Origin of the sequence: Mycobacterium sp. pR1184 (assembly GCF_041287235.1) — a bacterium.
Classification (GTDB): domain Bacteria; phylum Actinomycetota; class Actinomycetes; order Mycobacteriales; family Mycobacteriaceae; genus Mycobacterium.
Window position 1 is genome coordinate 34057 of record NZ_JBGGKR010000012.1, and the last position, 16319, is coordinate 50375.

At 68.7% G+C, this 16319-nt stretch carries 11 protein-coding genes; 6 read left to right on the forward strand and 5 right to left on the reverse strand.

All coding sequences use genetic code 11. The annotated features are described in order from the left end of the window. The 4 genes from ACAG21_RS20375 to ACAG21_RS20390 form a co-directional block, all read right to left on the reverse strand. Window positions 1-2634, reverse strand: coding sequence for a circularly permuted type 2 ATP-grasp protein (locus ACAG21_RS20375; RefSeq protein ID WP_370498231.1), 2634 nt, complete (start codon window positions 2632-2634; stop codon window positions 1-3). 26 nt (window positions 2635-2660) lie between these two features. After that, window positions 2661-5981, reverse strand: coding sequence for a DUF2126 domain-containing protein (locus tag ACAG21_RS20380; RefSeq protein WP_370498070.1), 3321 nt, complete (start codon window positions 5979-5981; stop codon window positions 2661-2663). Window positions 5982-6047: 66 nt separating this feature from the next. Then, a complete protein-coding gene (locus ACAG21_RS20385) occupies window positions 6048-7088 on the reverse strand; it encodes a hypothetical protein (RefSeq protein WP_370498071.1) in 1041 nt (346 codons plus the stop codon). A gap of 50 nt (window positions 7089-7138) precedes the next feature. Then, the gene (locus ACAG21_RS20390) at window positions 7139-8170 is read right to left on the reverse strand and encodes a hypothetical protein (RefSeq protein WP_370498072.1); all 1032 of its coding nucleotides are present in this window, start codon (window positions 8168-8170) and stop codon (window positions 7139-7141) included. Window positions 8171-8350: 180 nt separating this feature from the next. On the opposite strand from ACAG21_RS20390, the gene ACAG21_RS20395 reads away from it, so the two are divergent. Further along, window positions 8351-9706 carry a replication-associated recombination protein A gene (locus ACAG21_RS20395; protein ID WP_370498074.1) on the forward strand — a complete coding sequence of 452 codons (1356 nt, stop codon included), beginning with the start codon at window positions 8351-8353 and terminating at the stop codon, window positions 9704-9706. Between the two features lie 4 nt (window positions 9707-9710). Here ACAG21_RS20395 and ACAG21_RS20400 read toward each other — a convergent pair whose 3' ends face one another. Then, window positions 9711-10334, reverse strand: a complete 624-nt coding sequence (locus ACAG21_RS20400; protein ID WP_370498075.1) for a hypothetical protein — start codon at window positions 10332-10334, stop codon at window positions 9711-9713. Between the two features lie 213 nt (window positions 10335-10547). Between ACAG21_RS20400 and ACAG21_RS20405 the strand changes: the two genes are divergently transcribed. From ACAG21_RS20405 to ACAG21_RS20425, 5 genes are all read left to right on the forward strand, one after another. Further along, entirely contained in the window at window positions 10548-10937 is a 390-nt protein-coding gene (locus ACAG21_RS20405) for a secondary thiamine-phosphate synthase enzyme YjbQ (RefSeq protein ID WP_342928963.1), read from the forward strand. Between the two features lie 87 nt (window positions 10938-11024). Then, on the forward strand, window positions 11025-13736 hold the full coding sequence (gene alaS, locus ACAG21_RS20410; RefSeq protein WP_370498076.1) for an alanine--tRNA ligase: 2712 nt from the start codon (window positions 11025-11027) through the stop codon (window positions 13734-13736). Then, window positions 13737-14267 carry a Holliday junction resolvase RuvX gene (ruvX, locus tag ACAG21_RS20415; RefSeq protein WP_370498077.1) on the forward strand — a complete coding sequence of 177 codons (531 nt, stop codon included), beginning with the start codon at window positions 13737-13739 and terminating at the stop codon, window positions 14265-14267. Next, window positions 14260-15507 carry an endolytic transglycosylase MltG gene (gene mltG / locus ACAG21_RS20420; protein WP_370498078.1) on the forward strand — a complete coding sequence of 416 codons (1248 nt, stop codon included), beginning with the start codon at window positions 14260-14262 and terminating at the stop codon, window positions 15505-15507. The genes ruvX and mltG overlap by 8 nt, the downstream gene beginning before the upstream one ends. Then, complete coding sequence (locus tag ACAG21_RS20425) at window positions 15482-16312, forward strand: shikimate dehydrogenase (protein ID WP_370498079.1); 831 nt, start codon at window positions 15482-15484, stop codon at window positions 16310-16312. Before mltG ends, ACAG21_RS20425 begins: the two co-directional genes overlap by 26 nt. The last annotated feature ends 7 nt before the right edge of the window (window positions 16313-16319 follow it).

Sequence of the window (16319 nt, forward strand, 5' to 3'; positions counted from 1 at the left end):
CTAGGCGGGCATCACCCGTCGTTCGTCCGGGCCCCACAGCGGCTGCATGCCGCCGGGCAGGGTCAGCTGCGTGTCGGTGATGACGCCGGCCAGGTCGCGCAACTCGGTGTGCATCGTGGCGAGCAGGTCGGCCAGCTCTTCGCGGTGCCCGTCGACGGCCACCTCCAGCTCGGCGGGGTCTGAGCGGCGCAGCAGCGTGCTGATCTCCTCCACGGTCCGCTCCGGACGCGACGACCCCGACGCGCTGGGCAGGTCCTTGAGGTTGGCCCGTAGCCGCTCCAGCTGATAGAGCAGCGAGCGCGGGTTTTTCGCGTCGAACAGCATCAGTTCGGTCACCGCGGCAATACTGACCTGACCGACGGTGCGGCGCCGGTAGATGACCGACGACTCGCAGGCCACCAGCGTCGACTCGATGATGGTCTGCTCGGCATCCGCGCTGCGGACCGTCGTGAGCGTGGCGCCCAGCAATGCGGTCAGCCACAGGCCGCGTTCGATCCGCTTGCCGATGTCCATCATCGTCCAGCCCGCGTCGCGCACCATCGACTCGGCGGCCACCCCCGACAGGGTCAGCATCCCGGCCAGAGTGCGTCCATGCGCCGACGCGAGCCGGGTGTCGGCCTCGGCCAGCGACTGCGGCGGCTCGGGCCGGTGCGCAAGTCCGCGTTCCAGGTTGGCCAGCACCACCCAGGTGTCGTTGGACATCTGGTCGCGCACCGCCCTGGCGGCCAGGGCGAGCCCCTCCACGGACTGGACCAGAGATCCAGCCCGGTCCGGGTCGAAGGTCAACGCCCACAAGGTCGACGGCACGATCGCGATCATCTCGGCGTGGTCGTTGTCGGCCCCGGTGTCGCTGCCGGTGATGCGGCCCAGGGCGGCCATCAGCACCGGCACCACCTCGCTTTCCTCGCTGTCCTGGTGGTGGCGGTAGACGTGGAAGCGGTCGCGGGCGGCCATCAGCAGCCGGGCCGTGCTTTCCGCGCGCTCGCCGTAGCGACCGATCCAGAACAGGTCGGACAGCACACGCGGCGAGCTGACGCCCCAGGTGCCCGCGGCAGTCTTGACCGGTTGCGCCTCGGTCGGCAGCGTGATGGTCTCCGCTCGTACACGTTCGGTCGGACGAACCCAAACATCCTTAGCTGCAACAGTTTTCAGCTCATACGCGGCGGGGCCAGGAGCTAGCACGTAGCCGACGCCGCCGATCATCGGGGCGTAGCCGCTACGTTGGGCGACCGTGAACAGCCGCATGCCCACGCCCGCCGATGACAGCACACCGGCGTGGTCGGTCGGTGCGGAGGAGAATTGGGGCAGCTCCTGGCCGGCCCACTGCCACGGCATGCTCTCGATCTGTGCGGTGAGTCCGGCCAGCTGGGTCGACGAAAGTGTCGGTCCGACAAGGGTTTCCCCGCCGACTGTGGATTTGATCAACAGCGACGAGAGGTTGGCCAGCAGGTGCGAACGTTCCTTTTCGATGCCTCCCCAGTACACCGGCGCCGTGTTCAGCAGCGGGGCTTCGCCCAGCAGCTGCTCGGCCAGCTCGGGCAGAAAGCGCAGCAGCCCAGGGCTTTCCAGGATTCCGCTGCCCAGCGTGTTGACCACGGTCACCGTGCCGCGGCGTTGCGCCTCCACCAAACCGACCACCCCGAGCCGGGAATCGGCGCGCAGATCCAGCGGGTCGGCGTAGAGCGCGTCCACGCGGCGAAGAACCACGTCGACCCGCTTCAGCGTCCCCAGCGAGCGCATCCAGAGTTTGCCGTCGCGGACCACCAAGTCGGCGCTTTCCACCAGCGGAAAACCCAGCAGCGTCGCGAGATACGCCTGGTCGAACGCGGTTTCGGAGTAGATGCCCGGGCTGAGCACCACGACCACCGGGTCTTGGGCATCGTCGGGCGCGGAATCGATCAGCGCCAGTCGCAGCGCCTGTGCGAACGGTGTGTTGGGCCGCGGCGCGATCCGCTCGTAGAGATCCGGAATCGCGTGCGCCACCACGCGTCGATCCGCCAGCGCATAACCGGCGCCCGAGGGCGCCTGCGTCCAGTCGGCATTCACCTCGAAGGAGCCGCTGGGCAGCCGGCTCAGATCGCAGCCGTGCATGAACAATTGGTGGTGGCCCGGCACTTCGATTCCGCTGGCCGCGCGGACGTATCCGGGGTGGGCGAACACCAGCTCCGGGGGCAGCAGGCCGTCGGTGAGCAGCCTGCGCGGCCCGTACAGGTCGGCCAGCACGGCATCGAGCAGCCGCGAGCGCTGCACCAGCCCGGCCTCGAGCACCTCCCAATCGGCCGCGGACACCACGATCGGCAGCGTGTCCAGGCTCCACGGCCGGGGTTCGAGGGCGTGACCGCTGGTGGGATCGACTTCGGTGTAAGTGATCCCGTCGTTGTCGATCAGGTTGTGCACCACCGAGCGCAGCTGATTCAGCCCGGTCCGGCCACGTTCGGCGACCGTGTCGGCCAGCTCGGTCCAGGCCGGGCGCACGTGTCCGTCTTCGCCGAGGAATTCGTCGTAGCCGGCTCCCAGTGAGCCGGTGGGGCGCACCTCGAACAGCGCTTCCTGGGCGCGTGCGGTCCGGTACCCGGCCAGCAGTCGATCGGCGTCGTAATGCTCGGCCGGAACCGCCGACGGATCGAGTGCCATGTAGATGCCAGTTTCCGACGAAGCCATCACCGCTGCACGGTACGCACGCGCCGCAGGTCGAGAATGCCCGGCGCGCCGATATCGGTGAATATCCGGGCCTGCTTCTCCCGGATGCCGGCGAGGTCCAGTTTGCCCGGGGTGAAGCCGATCGCCTCGAACCGTCGGGCTCGGCGCGATTCGGCCGCGACGGCGTTGACGGGTGGCTCCTCATAGGCCATGCCACCCGGATGCGAGACGTGATAAGTGCAGCCGCCACGCGAGGTGCCCGACGTCAGGTCGATCAGCTCGAACTGTAATGGCACGTCGGTGGTGATCGTCGGATGCAGCGCGCTGGGCGGCTGCCACGCCTTGTACCGCACCCCGCCCACGTGGATGTCGGGGTTGTCGGTGGCCAGCAACGGCACCGGATAGCCGTTGCAGGTCACCACGTAGCGGTGCCGGTCGGCGCCGATGATGCGGATCTGCAGGCGCTCCACCGACGAGTCGACGTAGCGGGCGGTGCCCGTCGCGGTGGCCTCCTCGCCGAGGGTGTTCCACGGCTCGATCGCTCCGCGCAGCTCGATCTCGACGCCGTCGAAGACCGCCGTACCGATGCGCGGGAACCGGAATTCGGTGAACGGGTCCAGCCAGCTGGTCTCGAACGCGATGCCGTGCGCGCGCAGGTCGGCGGCGACGTCGGCGATGTCGTGAATCAGGAAGTGCGGCAACAGGTATCGGCCGTGCAGGTTGGTGCCGTGTCGGATCAGCGGGGCGCGCAGCGGCTCGTCCCAGAACCAGGCCACCAGCGAGCGCACCAGCAGCGACTGCACCATCGCCATCCGCAGGTGCGGCGGCATCTCGAACCCGCGCAGCTCCAGCAGGCCGAGCCGGCCACGGGGGCTGTCGGGGCTGTAGAGCTTGTCGATGCAGAACTCGGCGCGGTGGGTGTTGCCGGTGACGTCGGTCAGCAGGTGCCGCAGCGCGCGGTCGGTCACCCATGGTTTGGCGGCCCCGCCCGCCGAGAGCCGGGCGATCTCGGCGAACGCGATCTCGAGCTCGTAGAGCGCCTCGGCGCGGCCCTCGTCGACCCGTGGCGCTTGCGACGTGGTGCCGACGAACCGGCCGGCGAACAGGTAGGACAGCGACGGGTGCCGTTGCCAGTAGGTCAGCAGCGAGACCAGCAGGTCAGGGCGGCGCAACAGCGGCGAGTCCGCCGGCGTCACGCCGCCGAGCGTGATGTGGTTGCCACCCCCGGTACCGCCGTGGCTGCCGTCGATGTCGAACGACTCCGTGGACAGGCGAGCCAATCGTGCTTGCTCGTACAGCGTTTCGAGCTGCTGGCGCTGTTCGTCGAAACTGGCGGTGGGCGCGATGTTGACTTCGATCACGCCGGGGTCGGGCGTGATCGTCGTCGACTGCAGCCGCGGGTCCGGCGGTGGGCCATAGCCCTCGATGACGACCGGGCTGCGGGTTTTGGCGGCCGCGGCCTCGATGCGGGCGACGAGGTCGACGAAGTGTTCCAGCGCCTCGGTGGGCGGGAGGAACACGTAGAGCAGCCCGTCACGGGGCTCGGCGACCATCGCGGTCGGCGGCGCGGTGTCCGGGTCTTCCACCGGCGCGCTGGTCGACTCCGCCGGCAAGGTGTCGGACACGGCGGTGGGATCGACATCGAACGACGGACGCGGCGGCTTCCAGCTGATCGAACTCAGCGGCAGCCGCAGCCCGGCGGGCGAATCCCCCTCGAGCAGCACGACGCGGCCGCGGCGCAGCTTCCAGTTCGCGCTGGCCCAGCCCAGGTCGTCAGCGCGGCGGTGCAGCGGCAACACGAATGCGGCTGGGGCCGTGGTGGTTTCGTCGAGGCGCGCCAGCAGCGTGGCGCGCGCCTCGACGTCGTCGTCGGCGAGGTCGTCGCCGGGTTGCACCGCGTCGCCCTGCGGGAGACAGATTTTGGCCGCCAGCCGGGCCAACGGGTCCTCGAAGGCGGGCCGCACCTGCGACAGCGGCAGTCCCAGACTTTCGGCGACCTCGGCGAGGATCTTGTAGGCCGTCTCGTTGTCCGCGGTCGAGCTCGTCGGTTCGGACGCCCACGGGTCGGCCAGCAGCGCGTCGTCGGTCCACAGGGGCAACCCGTCGGTGCGCCAGTACAGGCCGATCTGCCAGCGCGGCAACGGTTCTCCCGGATACCACCGACCCTGGCCGCGATGGATCAGCCCTTGGGGAGCCCACACCGCTTTGAGCCGGGCGGCCAGCGCGGACGCGCGCTCACGTTTGTGCGGACCGTCGGCGGCGGTCGTCCACTCCTTGTCGACCTGGTTGTCCACCGACACAAACGTCGGTTCGCCGCCGACCGTCAGCCGGACGTCGGCGGCGGCAAGCCGTTCGTCGACACTGTGGCCGACCGCGCAGATGGTCTCCCACGCCGCATCCGGGTAGGGCCGTGTGACGCGCGGATCCTCGTGGATGCGGGTGACGGTGTTGGAGAACTCCAGGGTGGTCTGACATGGGTCGGTGCTGCCGGTGATGGGAGCAGCGCTCGAGGGATGCGGGGTGGCCGCCAGCGGGATGTGGCCTTCCCCGGCGAACAGCCCCGACGTGGGATCGAGCCCGATCCAGCCCGCGCCGGGGATGTACACCTCGGTCCACGCGTGCAGGTCGGTGAAATCGGCCGCCGGCCCCGACGGCCCGTCGAGGGCTTCCACGTCGGAGGCCAATTGCACCAGATAGCCGGAGACGAACCGGGCGGCCAGCCCGAACTGGCGCAGAATCGACACCAGCAGCCATGCCGAATCGCGGCACGATCCGACGCCGCTGCGCAGCGTGAAATCCGGTGTCTGGACCCCGGGTTCCATCCGCAGGCTGTAGGCCACGTCGGCGTTGACCGCATGGTTGAGCGCGACCAGGAAGTCGATGGTGCGGGTGCCCTCGGGCACCGAGAAGTTCTCCACCCAGGCCTGCGCCAGCTCGCCGGGGCCCGACCCTTCGACGTCCTCGTCGACCGGGCGCAGATAGGGCTTGAGGTCCTCGGCGAGTGCCTTCGGGTAGATCAACCCCGAAGCGGGAGGCCACGTTTCGGCCCAGTCTTCGATGAAGAAATCGAACGGGTTGATCACCTTGAGGTCGGCGATCAGGCCGACGGTGATCGTCAACTGCCGCATGGGATTCGGAAACACAAGCCGGGCAAGGAAATTGCCGAGTGCGTCCTGTTGCCAGTTGATGAAGTGGTCGGCGGGCTCGACGCGCAGCGAATAGGCCTCGATGGGCGTGCGCGAGTGCGGAGCCGGGCGCAACCGCACCACGTGCGGGAACACTGAAACCAGCCGGTCAAAGGTGTAGCTGGTGCGATGCTCCAGCGCAACTTTGATGCTCATAACCGCTGATCTCATCACAAGGGCCGCAGCGCCGCAGCGCGCCGCGAGCGGGCGGAACCGGATCGGCTACGCGGGCAGCGGTCCCGACGGCGGGCCGGCGGGCGGTCCGGGCTGGTAGCCGGGCTGCTGCACCGGCACCACCTGACCACCCGAAAGCTTGCGGTAGGAGTACGTCAGGATCAGCGCCACGAGCGGGGCGGCCGCCAGGAGGCCGACACCGCACAACAGCGCACCGACGATGATCGCCGCCATGGTGACCAACCACACCAGCAGGGCGTTGAGGAAATTCGAGGCGACCAACGAGAAGCCCGACGCGAACCCCTTGATGGCGTTCTCCCCGCGATCGACCACGAACAGGATGATGAACTGGGTGAAGATCCCCACGATGACGCCTGGCAGGAAGCACGCGGCGTAGCCGACCGACGTGACGATGCTGACCAGGATCGCGGCCAGAAACGCCATGCCGAGGTTGCGGGGCTTGAAGAAGGATCCGATGCTCACCGGGCGGCCGTCCGCGAGATCCAGGCATCCGGAGAAGAACGCGGCCTGGGCATACGCGGTCACGATCAGGGATACGACGTAACCAAGCCCGACGACGGCCATGCCAGTGGGACTGAGGTTCGCCGCGAAGGCGAAGTCATAGTCGGAGGAGTCGTACGGGGTCACGTTCGAGCTCATGTTCTGGCCCACAAAGTTCAGCGCGGACGACGCGGCGAACAGCAGACCGAAGACGAGGGTGGGAACGATCAGCGCGACGGCGTTCTTGGTGAACGTGTTCCAGGCCCAGCTGAAGGCCTCACCCACGCTGAATTGGGGCGTCGCCGGGCCGCCGTAGCCCGGGGTCGGTCCGTAGCCGGGAGGAGGTGCGCCGTAACCGGGGGGTGGACCGTAGCCCGGGGGTGGTGGCGGGGGCGCGCCGTAACCGGGGGGTGGGCCGTATCCGGGCGGCGGTGCGCCGTAGCCGGGTGGTGGCGCGCCGTAGCCGGGCGGTGGGGCGCCGTAGCCGGGTGGTGGCGCGTTTCCGGGGGGTGGGCCGTAGCCCGCGGGGTTGGGGCTGGCGCCGAGAGGTTCGGCCGAATCGCCTGGATGGTCAGGGGGCTGGCTCATGGTGTCGTCCTAACGTTGCACGCGCGGAACGGGGATTGGACTTCGTCTGCCTAGGCGAACTGTTGTCCGGGTGGGGGCCCGGCGGGCGGTCCCGCCGGGTAGCCGGGCTGCGCCAGAGCGACGACCTGGCCGCCGGAAAGCTTGCGGTAGGTGTAGACCTGGATCAGCGCGGCAACCGGGATGGCCGCGATCATGCCCACCCCGCACAGCAGCTCGCCGACCAGCACCACCGCGTATTGCACCAGCCACGACAGCAGCGCAGGGACGAGGTTGGCCCGCGTCGTCGCGATGCTGGCCTTGATGGCTTCCGTCGGTGACAGCGATCGGTCGACGACGAACGGGATGGCGAACAAGGTGACGAACGCGAAGATCACGCCGGGGATGATGCACAGGATCGATCCGACCACGGTGCCGAGCCCGATCAGCAACGCGACGACGAACACCGCGCCGATATTGCGTGGTTTGAAAAAGGTGCCGATCGTCACCGGCTTGCCGTCGGCGATGTCCAGGCAGCCGGTCGTCACCCCCGCGTGCATGTAGATCGCGGCGATGAAGAGCAGCACGTAGCCGACGACCATGACCGCGATCGACGCCGGGCCATAGGCGATGTCCACGCCGCTGGTCGTCTCGCCGTAGCTGTCGGTGTAGGTGGTGCTCGTGCTCTCACCGAAAACCATCGGCAGCAGGGCGGCGATCAGGGCGAAGATGGTGATCACCGCGACGTAGATCAATACCGGAACGACCAGTGTGGCGATGTTCTGCTGGAACTTGCCCCACGCCCACTTGAACGCCTGGGTGACGTCGAACTGCGGGGACGCCTGGTCCCCGTAGCCGCCGAGACCGGACGGCGGTGGGTAGCCCCCCGGTGGTGCCCCGTAGCCGGGTGGGGGTGCCGCGTAGCCGGGTGGCGGGGGAGGCGGTGCTCCGTAACCGGCAGGCGGCTGGCCGTAGCCGGGGGGCGGCGGAGGCGGGGCGCCATAGTCCGGCGCGGCGTGCTGGGGCGGTGCCGCATAGCCCGGCGGGTTCTGGTCGCCAGCGAAGGGTTCGGCCGGGTCGCCTGGCTGTTCAGGGGGCTGGCTCATTTGCCGTCCTAATTTGCTGTCGGAATAGCTTGCTGGGCACACGCGCGGAACTAGGCAACCCGGAACTTAGCAAATATGCGGCGGGGGAGCGAGGATTGGGCTGCGCTTGTTTCGGAGCTTGCTGCGGGGCCCGTTTCGGATCCCGGCTGCCAATACGCGTAGCTGTCCCAGCTGCGTGGTATGCCTGAAGCCGTGTCCGACGGTCTGTTTGACCTGCCCGGCGAATCGCAGACGGGCAACGACGCCCTGAGCGTGTCGGCCGGCGCGCCGCTGGCGGTGCGGATGCGCCCGGCCTCGCTGGACGAAGTCGTCGGGCAGGACCACTTGCTGGCGCCCGGCTCGCCGCTGCGCCGCCTGGTCGAGGGCTCGGGGGTGGCGTCGGCCATCTTGTACGGGCCGCCGGGCAGCGGGAAGACGACGTTGGCGGCGTTGGTCTCGCACGCGACCGGCCGCCGATTCGAAGCGCTGTCGGCGTTGTCGGCGGGGGTCAAGGACGTCCGGGCGGTCATAGACAGCGCACGCAAGGCCCTCCTTTCCGGCCAGCAGACGGTGCTGTTCATCGACGAGGTGCACCGGTTCTCCAAAACCCAGCAGGACGCGTTGCTGTCCGCGGTGGAGAACCGGGTGGTGTTGCTGGTGGCGGCGACGACCGAGAACCCGTCGTTCTCGGTCGTGGCGCCGCTGCTGTCGCGATCGCTGATCCTGCAGCTGCGCCCGCTGACGGCCGACGACATCCGCACGGTGGTGCAGCGCGCCATCGACGATCCGCGGGGGCTGGGCGGCCAGATCGGGGTGCAGCCCGAGGCCGTAGACCTGCTGGTGCAATTGGCCGCCGGCGACGCCCGCCGCGCGCTGACCGCGCTGGAGGTCGCCGCGGAGACGGTCGAGGCGGGCGGCGAGCTGACGGTGGCGGCCGTCGAGCAGTCACTGGACAAAGCCGCCGTGCGCTACGACCGTGACGGCGATCAGCACTACGACGTCATCAGTGCGTTCATCAAATCGGTGCGTGGCTCCGACGTCGACGCCGCGCTGCACTACCTGGCCCGCATGCTGGTCGCGGGAGAGGACCCGCGGTTCGTCGCGCGCCGGCTGATGATCCTGGCCAGCGAGGACGTCGGGATGGCCGATCCGACGGCGCTGCAGATCGCGGTTGCCGCCGCACAAACCGTCGCGCTGATCGGCATGCCCGAGGCGCAACTGACGTTGGCGCACGCCACTATTCACCTGGCCACCGCGCCGAAGTCGAACGCGGTGACCACCGCACTGGCCGCGGCGATGAACGACATCAAGGCCGGCAAGGCGGGTCTGGTGCCGGCGCATCTGCGCGACGGCCACTACTCGGGAGCAGCCGCACTGGGCAACGCGCAGGGCTACAAATACGCGCACGACCACCCGGATGGCGTTGTGGCGCAACAATATCCGCCGGACGAGCTGACCGGGGTCGACTATTACCGGCCCACCGGGCGCGGCGTCGAACGCGAGATCGCCGGACGGCTGGAACGGTTGCGCGCGATCATCCGACGCAATCGCGGCTGACGTCTCAGACCAGGTCGGCCACTTTCACGTTGGCGATCGCCAGCTCGAACTCGGCCACGTCGACGATCTCGGCACCTAGGTCGCGGGCCCGCCGGCTGCGCAGCTCGCTGGCCACATCGCTGTTGCGGGCCATCGCCTCCGGGCTGTCGAATGTCGTGCACAACACCGCCCGCCGGCAGGTGGGGTGGTCGACCAGCAGACTGGCGTTGCAGAAACCCTCCAGTTCCTCCATCTCCGGAACGACGACCAATTGGTAGAAGTCGAGGGAGCGCTCGAGCTGGTCCGGCACGATCTTGACCCAGGTGGCCCGCACCGCGGCACCCTCGTGCGACGGCTGGCGACGGTTCAGGAAGGCCACGCTCCATTCCTGCACGCTCGCGCTGCCGTCGAACATCAACGCGATGTGGTCGCGGATGATGGACACCCGCTCGGCGCTGGCGCGCATCTCCCGGATGCTCTCCCATGAGCTGGTGGCGATGCAGCGCCCGGATTGCCGGTCGACCAACAGCGAAAGGCCGACACATCCCTCAAGCTGCTCCATGGCGGGCACCACGACCTCGCGACAATGCGCGATTCCGGTGTCGACCGACTCGGGTTGTCCCTCGATGGTGAAAGAACGTGCGAACACGGATGGACCCCTAACTTCCTCGGAGCAACGCCCCGTGCGTTGCGTCGCCAACGGCCCCCCGGCAAATAACCTTCCTCCTCGCCGCAACCCCTGGCAATGGCTTCGGCCAGTGTTCTCGCGGTGTTCTCCGGCTGTGGCCGCGCTCACAAACGATTGGCTGGTCCAGAGCAGGTCCAGTCGTCGCGCCGTACGCTTGATCGGATGCAGACCGATGTGCTCGAGGTGGACACCAGCAGTCGTCGCATCGTGGACCTGACCGATGCGGTGCGCAGGTTTTGCTTCTCGTATGGGGACGGTCTGTGCAACGTGTTCGTCCCGCACGCGACGGCCGGGGTGGCGATCATCGAAACCGGCGCCGGATCCGACGACGACCTGGTCGACACCCTGGAACGGCTGCTGCCCCGCGACGACCGCTACCGGCACGCGCACGGCTCGGCCGGACACGGCGCCGACCACGTACTGCCGGCGATCGTCGCGCCGTCGGTGACGCTGCCGGTCGCGGCCGGCGAGCCGCAGTTGGGCACCTGGCAAAGCGTCGTCTTGGTCGACCTCAACCGGGACAACCCGCGCCGCTCGGTGCGGTTGAGCTTTCTGGAGGGTTAGCTGCCGGGTAGGGGACGGCGCCGGGACCGGTACTGTGAGCGGTCGAAACGCGTCGTCGGACAGCTGATAGGAAGAAGCGGAAAAGAAGTGCAGACACACGAGATCAGGAAGCGATTTCTTGATCACTTCGTGAAGGCGGGCCACACCGAGGTGCCGAGCGCATCGGTGATCCTCGACGATCCCAACCTGCTGTTCGTCAACGCGGGCATGGTCCAGTTCGTCCCGTTCTTCCTGGGCGCGCGCACCCCGCCGTACGCGACGGCTACCAGCATCCAGAAGTGCATCCGCACGCCGGATATCGACGAGGTGGGCATCACCACCCGGCACAACACCTTCTTCCAGATGGCCGGCAACTTCTCGTTCGGCGACTACTTCAAGCGCGAGGCCATCGAGCTGGCCTGGTCGTTGCTGACCAAGCCCGTTGCCGACGGCGGCTACGGCCTGGACCCCGAAAAGATCTGGACCACGGTCTTTTTCGATGACGACGAGGCCATGCAGCTGTGGCAGGAGATCGCCGGCCTGCCCGCGGAGCGGATCCAGCGCCGCGGCATGACGGACAACTACTGGTCGATGGGCATCCCCGGACCGTGCGGTCCGTCATCGGAGATCTACTACGACCGTGGCCCGGAATTCGGCGTCGAGGGCGGCCCGATCGCCAACGAGGACCGTTACATCGAGATCTGGAACCTCGTGTTCATGCAGAACGAGCGCGGCGAGGGAACCGGTAAGGAAGACTTCGAGATTCTTGGGCCGTTGCCGCGCAAGAACATTGATACTGGCATGGGTGTGGAGCGGGTCGCGTTCATCCTGCAGGGCGTGCACAACGTGTACGAGACCGACCTGCTGCGTCCGGTCATCGACACGGTGGCCGCGCGCGCCCCGCGCGGCTACGATGCCGGCAACCACGACGACGACGTGCGCTATCGCGTGATCGCGGACCACAGCCGAACCGCCGCGATCCTGATCGGCGACGGCGTGAGCCCGGGCAACGACGGCCGCGGTTACGTGCTGCGCCGGCTGCTGCGCCGGGTGATCCGCTCGGCCAAGCTGCTGGGCATCGACGGCCCGATCGTCGGCGACCTGATGACCACGGTGCGCGACGCGATGGGCCCGTCCTATCCCGAACTCGTCGCCGATTTCGACCGGATCAAGCGCATCGCTGTCGCCGAGGAAACCGCGTTCAACCGCACCCTGGCGTCGGGCTCGAAGCTGTTCGACGACGTGGCCGGCGCCACCAAAGCTGCCGGCGCCAAAGTGGTTTCCGGTTCGGACGCCTTCACCCTGCATGACACCTACGGCTTCCCGATCGAGCTCACCCTAGAGATGGCGTCGGAGGCCGGCCTGCAGGTCGACGAACTCGGCTTCCGGGAGCTGATGGCCGAGCAGCGCCGGCGCGCCAAGGCCGATGCCGCCGCCCGCAAACACGCGCACGCCGATCTGACCGCCTACCGTGAGCTGGTCGACGCCGGCCCGACGGAGTTCACCGGCTTCGACGAGTTGAGCTCGCAGGCAAGGATTTTGGGCATCTTCGTCGACGGCAAGCGGGTCCCGGTGGTGGCGCACGGCGGGCATGGCGCCGAGGCGGCCGATCGAGTCGAGCTGATCCTGGACCGCACACCGCTGTACGCGGAGTCCGGTGGCCAAATCGCCGACGAGGGGACCATCAGCGGAACCGGAGCCGGCGAGAGCGCCCGGGCCGCGGTCACCGATGTGCAGAAGATCGCCAAAACCCTTTGGGTACATCGGGTTAACGTCGAGTCCGGTGAGTTCGTCGAGGGCGACACCGTGATCGCGGCGGTGGATCCGGGCTGGCGTAAGGGCGCCACCCAGGGCCACTCGGGCACCCACATGGTCCACGCCGCGCTGCGACAAGTGTTGGGTCCCAACGCCGTTCAGGCTGGATCGCTGAACCGTCCGGGTTATCTGCGCTTCGACTTCAACTGGCAGGGCGCGCTGACTGACGAACAGCGCAGCCAGATCGAAGAAGTCACCAACGAGGCCGTGCAGGCCGACTTCGAGGTGCACACCTTCAACGAATCTTTGGAGAAGGCCAAGGCGATGGGCGCGATGGCGCTGTTCGGCGAGGCCTACCCCGACGAAGTGCGGGTGGTGGAGATCGGCGGCCCGTTCTCGCTGGAGCTGTGTGGTGGAACCCATGTGCACAACTCGGCGCAGATCGGCCCCGTGACGATCCTCGGCGAATCGTCGGTCGGCTCGGGCGTGCGCCGGGTGGAGGCCTACGTCGGGCTGGAGTCGTTCCGGCACCTGGCCAAGGAGCGGGCGCTGATGGCCGGGCTGGCGTCTTCGCTGAAGGTGCCCTCCGAAGAAGTGCCCGCCCGGGTGGCCAACCTCGTCGAGCGGCTCAAAGCCGCCGAGAAGGAACTCGAACGCGCCCGGCTGGCCGGTGCGAAGGCCGCGGCGGTCAATGCCGCGGCCGGCGCGGAGCGGATCGGTAACGTCCGTGTGGTGGCACAGCGGATGGCGGGTGGGACGACGGCGGCCGATCTGCGTTCCCTCGTCGGCGACATCAAGGGCAAGCTGGGCAGCGATCCCGCGGTGGTCGCGCTGATCGCCGAAGGCGAGAACGAAACGGTGCCCTACGCCGTCGCCGCCAATCCGGCCGCCCAAGATCTTGGGCTGCGCGCCAATGACCTGGTCAAACAGCTCGCCATGGCCGTCGACGGCCGCGGCGGCGGCAAGCCCGACCTGGCGCAGGGGTCTGGGAAGAATCCGACCGGCATTGACGCGGCGCTGGAGGCAGTCCGCTCCGAAATCGCCGTGATAGCGCAGGTCGGTTGAGTGGAATTGGCAGAACATCGCTTGCCCGACCGGCCCGGCGACCCTAACCAGGACCCTGGGCGGGGACGGCGGCTCGGCATCGACGTGGGCAGTGTGCGCATCGGCGTGGCGGCCAGCGATCCCGACTGCATCCTGGCCACCCCGCTGGAAACCGTGCGCCGGGACCGGTCCGGCAAGCACGTCCGACGGCTGGCCGAGCTCGTCAGCGAACTCGAAGCCGTCGAGGTCGTCGTCGGTTTGCCCCGGACGCTGGCCGACCGCACCGGCCCGTCGGCGCTCGACGCGATCGAGATGGCCGAGGCGCTGGCCGAAGTATTGGCGCGGGGAGCCGCGCCGGTGCCGGTCCGGCTGGCCGACGAGCGACTGACCACCGTCAGCGCGCAGCGCGCTCTGCGCGCGGCGGGAGTACGGGCCAAGGAGCAGCGGGCGGTGATCGACCAGGCGGCCGCTGTCGCGATCCTGCAGAGCTGGCTGGATCAGCGCCGGGCAACGCTGGCTCAGTCCGCGGCGGGGGATGTCATCGATGGTTGATAGCGCACGCGACGAACGGGCCGAGCCGGCCGCTGTCGGTCCACCCCGGCAACGGATGAGCCGGATGGCGCGCATCCAGGCCGAGCGTGGCCGTCGACGGCGCCGCTTCACCGGGCGCATCGTGCTGGGCGTGCTCGTCGTGATCGTGGTCGCCGCGGTGTTCGTCGGCTCCAAAATGTGGCACACGATGTTCGGCGCCGGCGACGACTACAGCGGAGACGGCAAGCGCGACATCGTGATCCAGATACAGGCCGGCGACTCGACGACGATGGTCGGCGAGACGCTGCACAGCCAGGGTGTGATCAAGACCGTCCGGGCGTTCATCAACGCCGCGCACGGCAACGCCGCGATCAACTCGATCCAGCCGGGTTTCTACCGGATGCGCACCGAAATCCCGGCCGATTCGGCCGTCGCGCGGCTGAGCGACCCCGGTAACCGGGTGGGCAAGCTGGTCATTCCGGAAGGGCGTCAGCTCGACGACACCACCGACATGAAGACCAACAAGGTCAACCCGGGAATCCTGACGCTGATCTCCCGCGCCAGCTGCGTGGACCTCGACGGCAACAAGCACTGCGTCTCGGTGGAGGACCTGCGCGCGGCCGCGGGCAACACCCCGCCCAACGTGTTGTCGGTGCCGGCCTGGGCGATTCAGCCGGTCACCGAGCTGGGCACCGACCACCGCCGCATCGAGGGGCTGATCGCGCCGGGAACCTTCAACGTCGATCCGTCGGCCTCCCCGCAGAACATCCTGGCCAACCTGATCAGTGCGGGCGCCGCGACGTACATGCAGTCCGGGCTGATGGACAGCGCGCAGGCGATGAAGCTGTCGCCCTACGACATTCTCGTGGTGGCCTCGCTGGTGCAGCAGGAATCCAACTCGCAAGACTTCGCGAAGGTGGCGCAGGTCATCTACAACCGGCTGAACGCTCACCACACCCTGGAATTCGACTCGACGGTGAATTACCCGCTGGACCGCCGCGAGGTGGCCACCAGCGATGCCGACCGGGCGCAGAAGACGCCCTGGAACACCTACGTCTCACCGGGTCTGCCCGCCACGGCGATCTGCTCGCCCGGCATCGACGCGCTGCGTGCCGCCGAGCACCCCGAGCCGGGTGACTGGTTGTACTTCGTCACGATCGACGCCCAGGGGACCACGCTGTTCACCAAGGACTACAAGCAGCATTTGGCCAACATCGAGCTGGCTAAGCACAACGGTGTCCTCGACAGCACGCCCCGCTAGCGCGGGCCCGAGAAAGGCGGCCGTCCTCGGGTCGCCGATCGCCCATTCCAAATCCCCGCAATTGCACCTGGCCGCCTACCACGCGCTGGGCCTGGACGGCTGGACCTACGAGCGCATCGAGTGCGGCGCCGAGGAGCTGCCGGGCGTCGTCGGCGGGTTCGGGCCGGAATGGGTCGGTGTGTCGGTGACCGCGCCGGGCAAGTTCGCCGCGCTGGAATTCGCCGACGAGCGCACCGAACGCGCTGAGCAGGTGGGATCGGCCAACACCCTGGTGCGCACGCCGCACGGCTGGCGGGCCGACAACACCGACATCGACGGCGTCAGTGGCGCGATCGGGTCCGCCTCGGGATGGGCGCTGGTCTGTGGATCGGGCGGCACCGCGCCGGCCGCTGTCGTGGGCTTGGCGCAGCTCGGCGTCAGCGGCATCACGGTCGTGGCGCGCAACCCGGAGAAGGCGGCCCGGTTGGTGGACCTGGGAACGCGGATCGGCGTGCCGACCCGGTTCTGCGGGCTGGATGAGGACGCGGTGAGCGACGAGGTGGCGACGGCGGAGGTGCTGGTCAGCACGATCCCGGCCGCCGTGGCGTCGCGGTATGCCGGCGCTTTCGCGCCGATTCCGGTGCTGCTGGACGCCGTCTACGACCCCTGGCCCACCCCGCTGGCCGCCGCGGTGGCCGACGCGGGCGGGCGGGTGATCAACGGGCTGCAGATGCTGCTGCACCAGGCCTTCGCGCAGGTGGAGCAGTTCACCGGGCTGCCCGCCCCCCGCGAAGCGATGACTTGCGCGCTGGCCGCCCTGGGCTAGCGTCCCG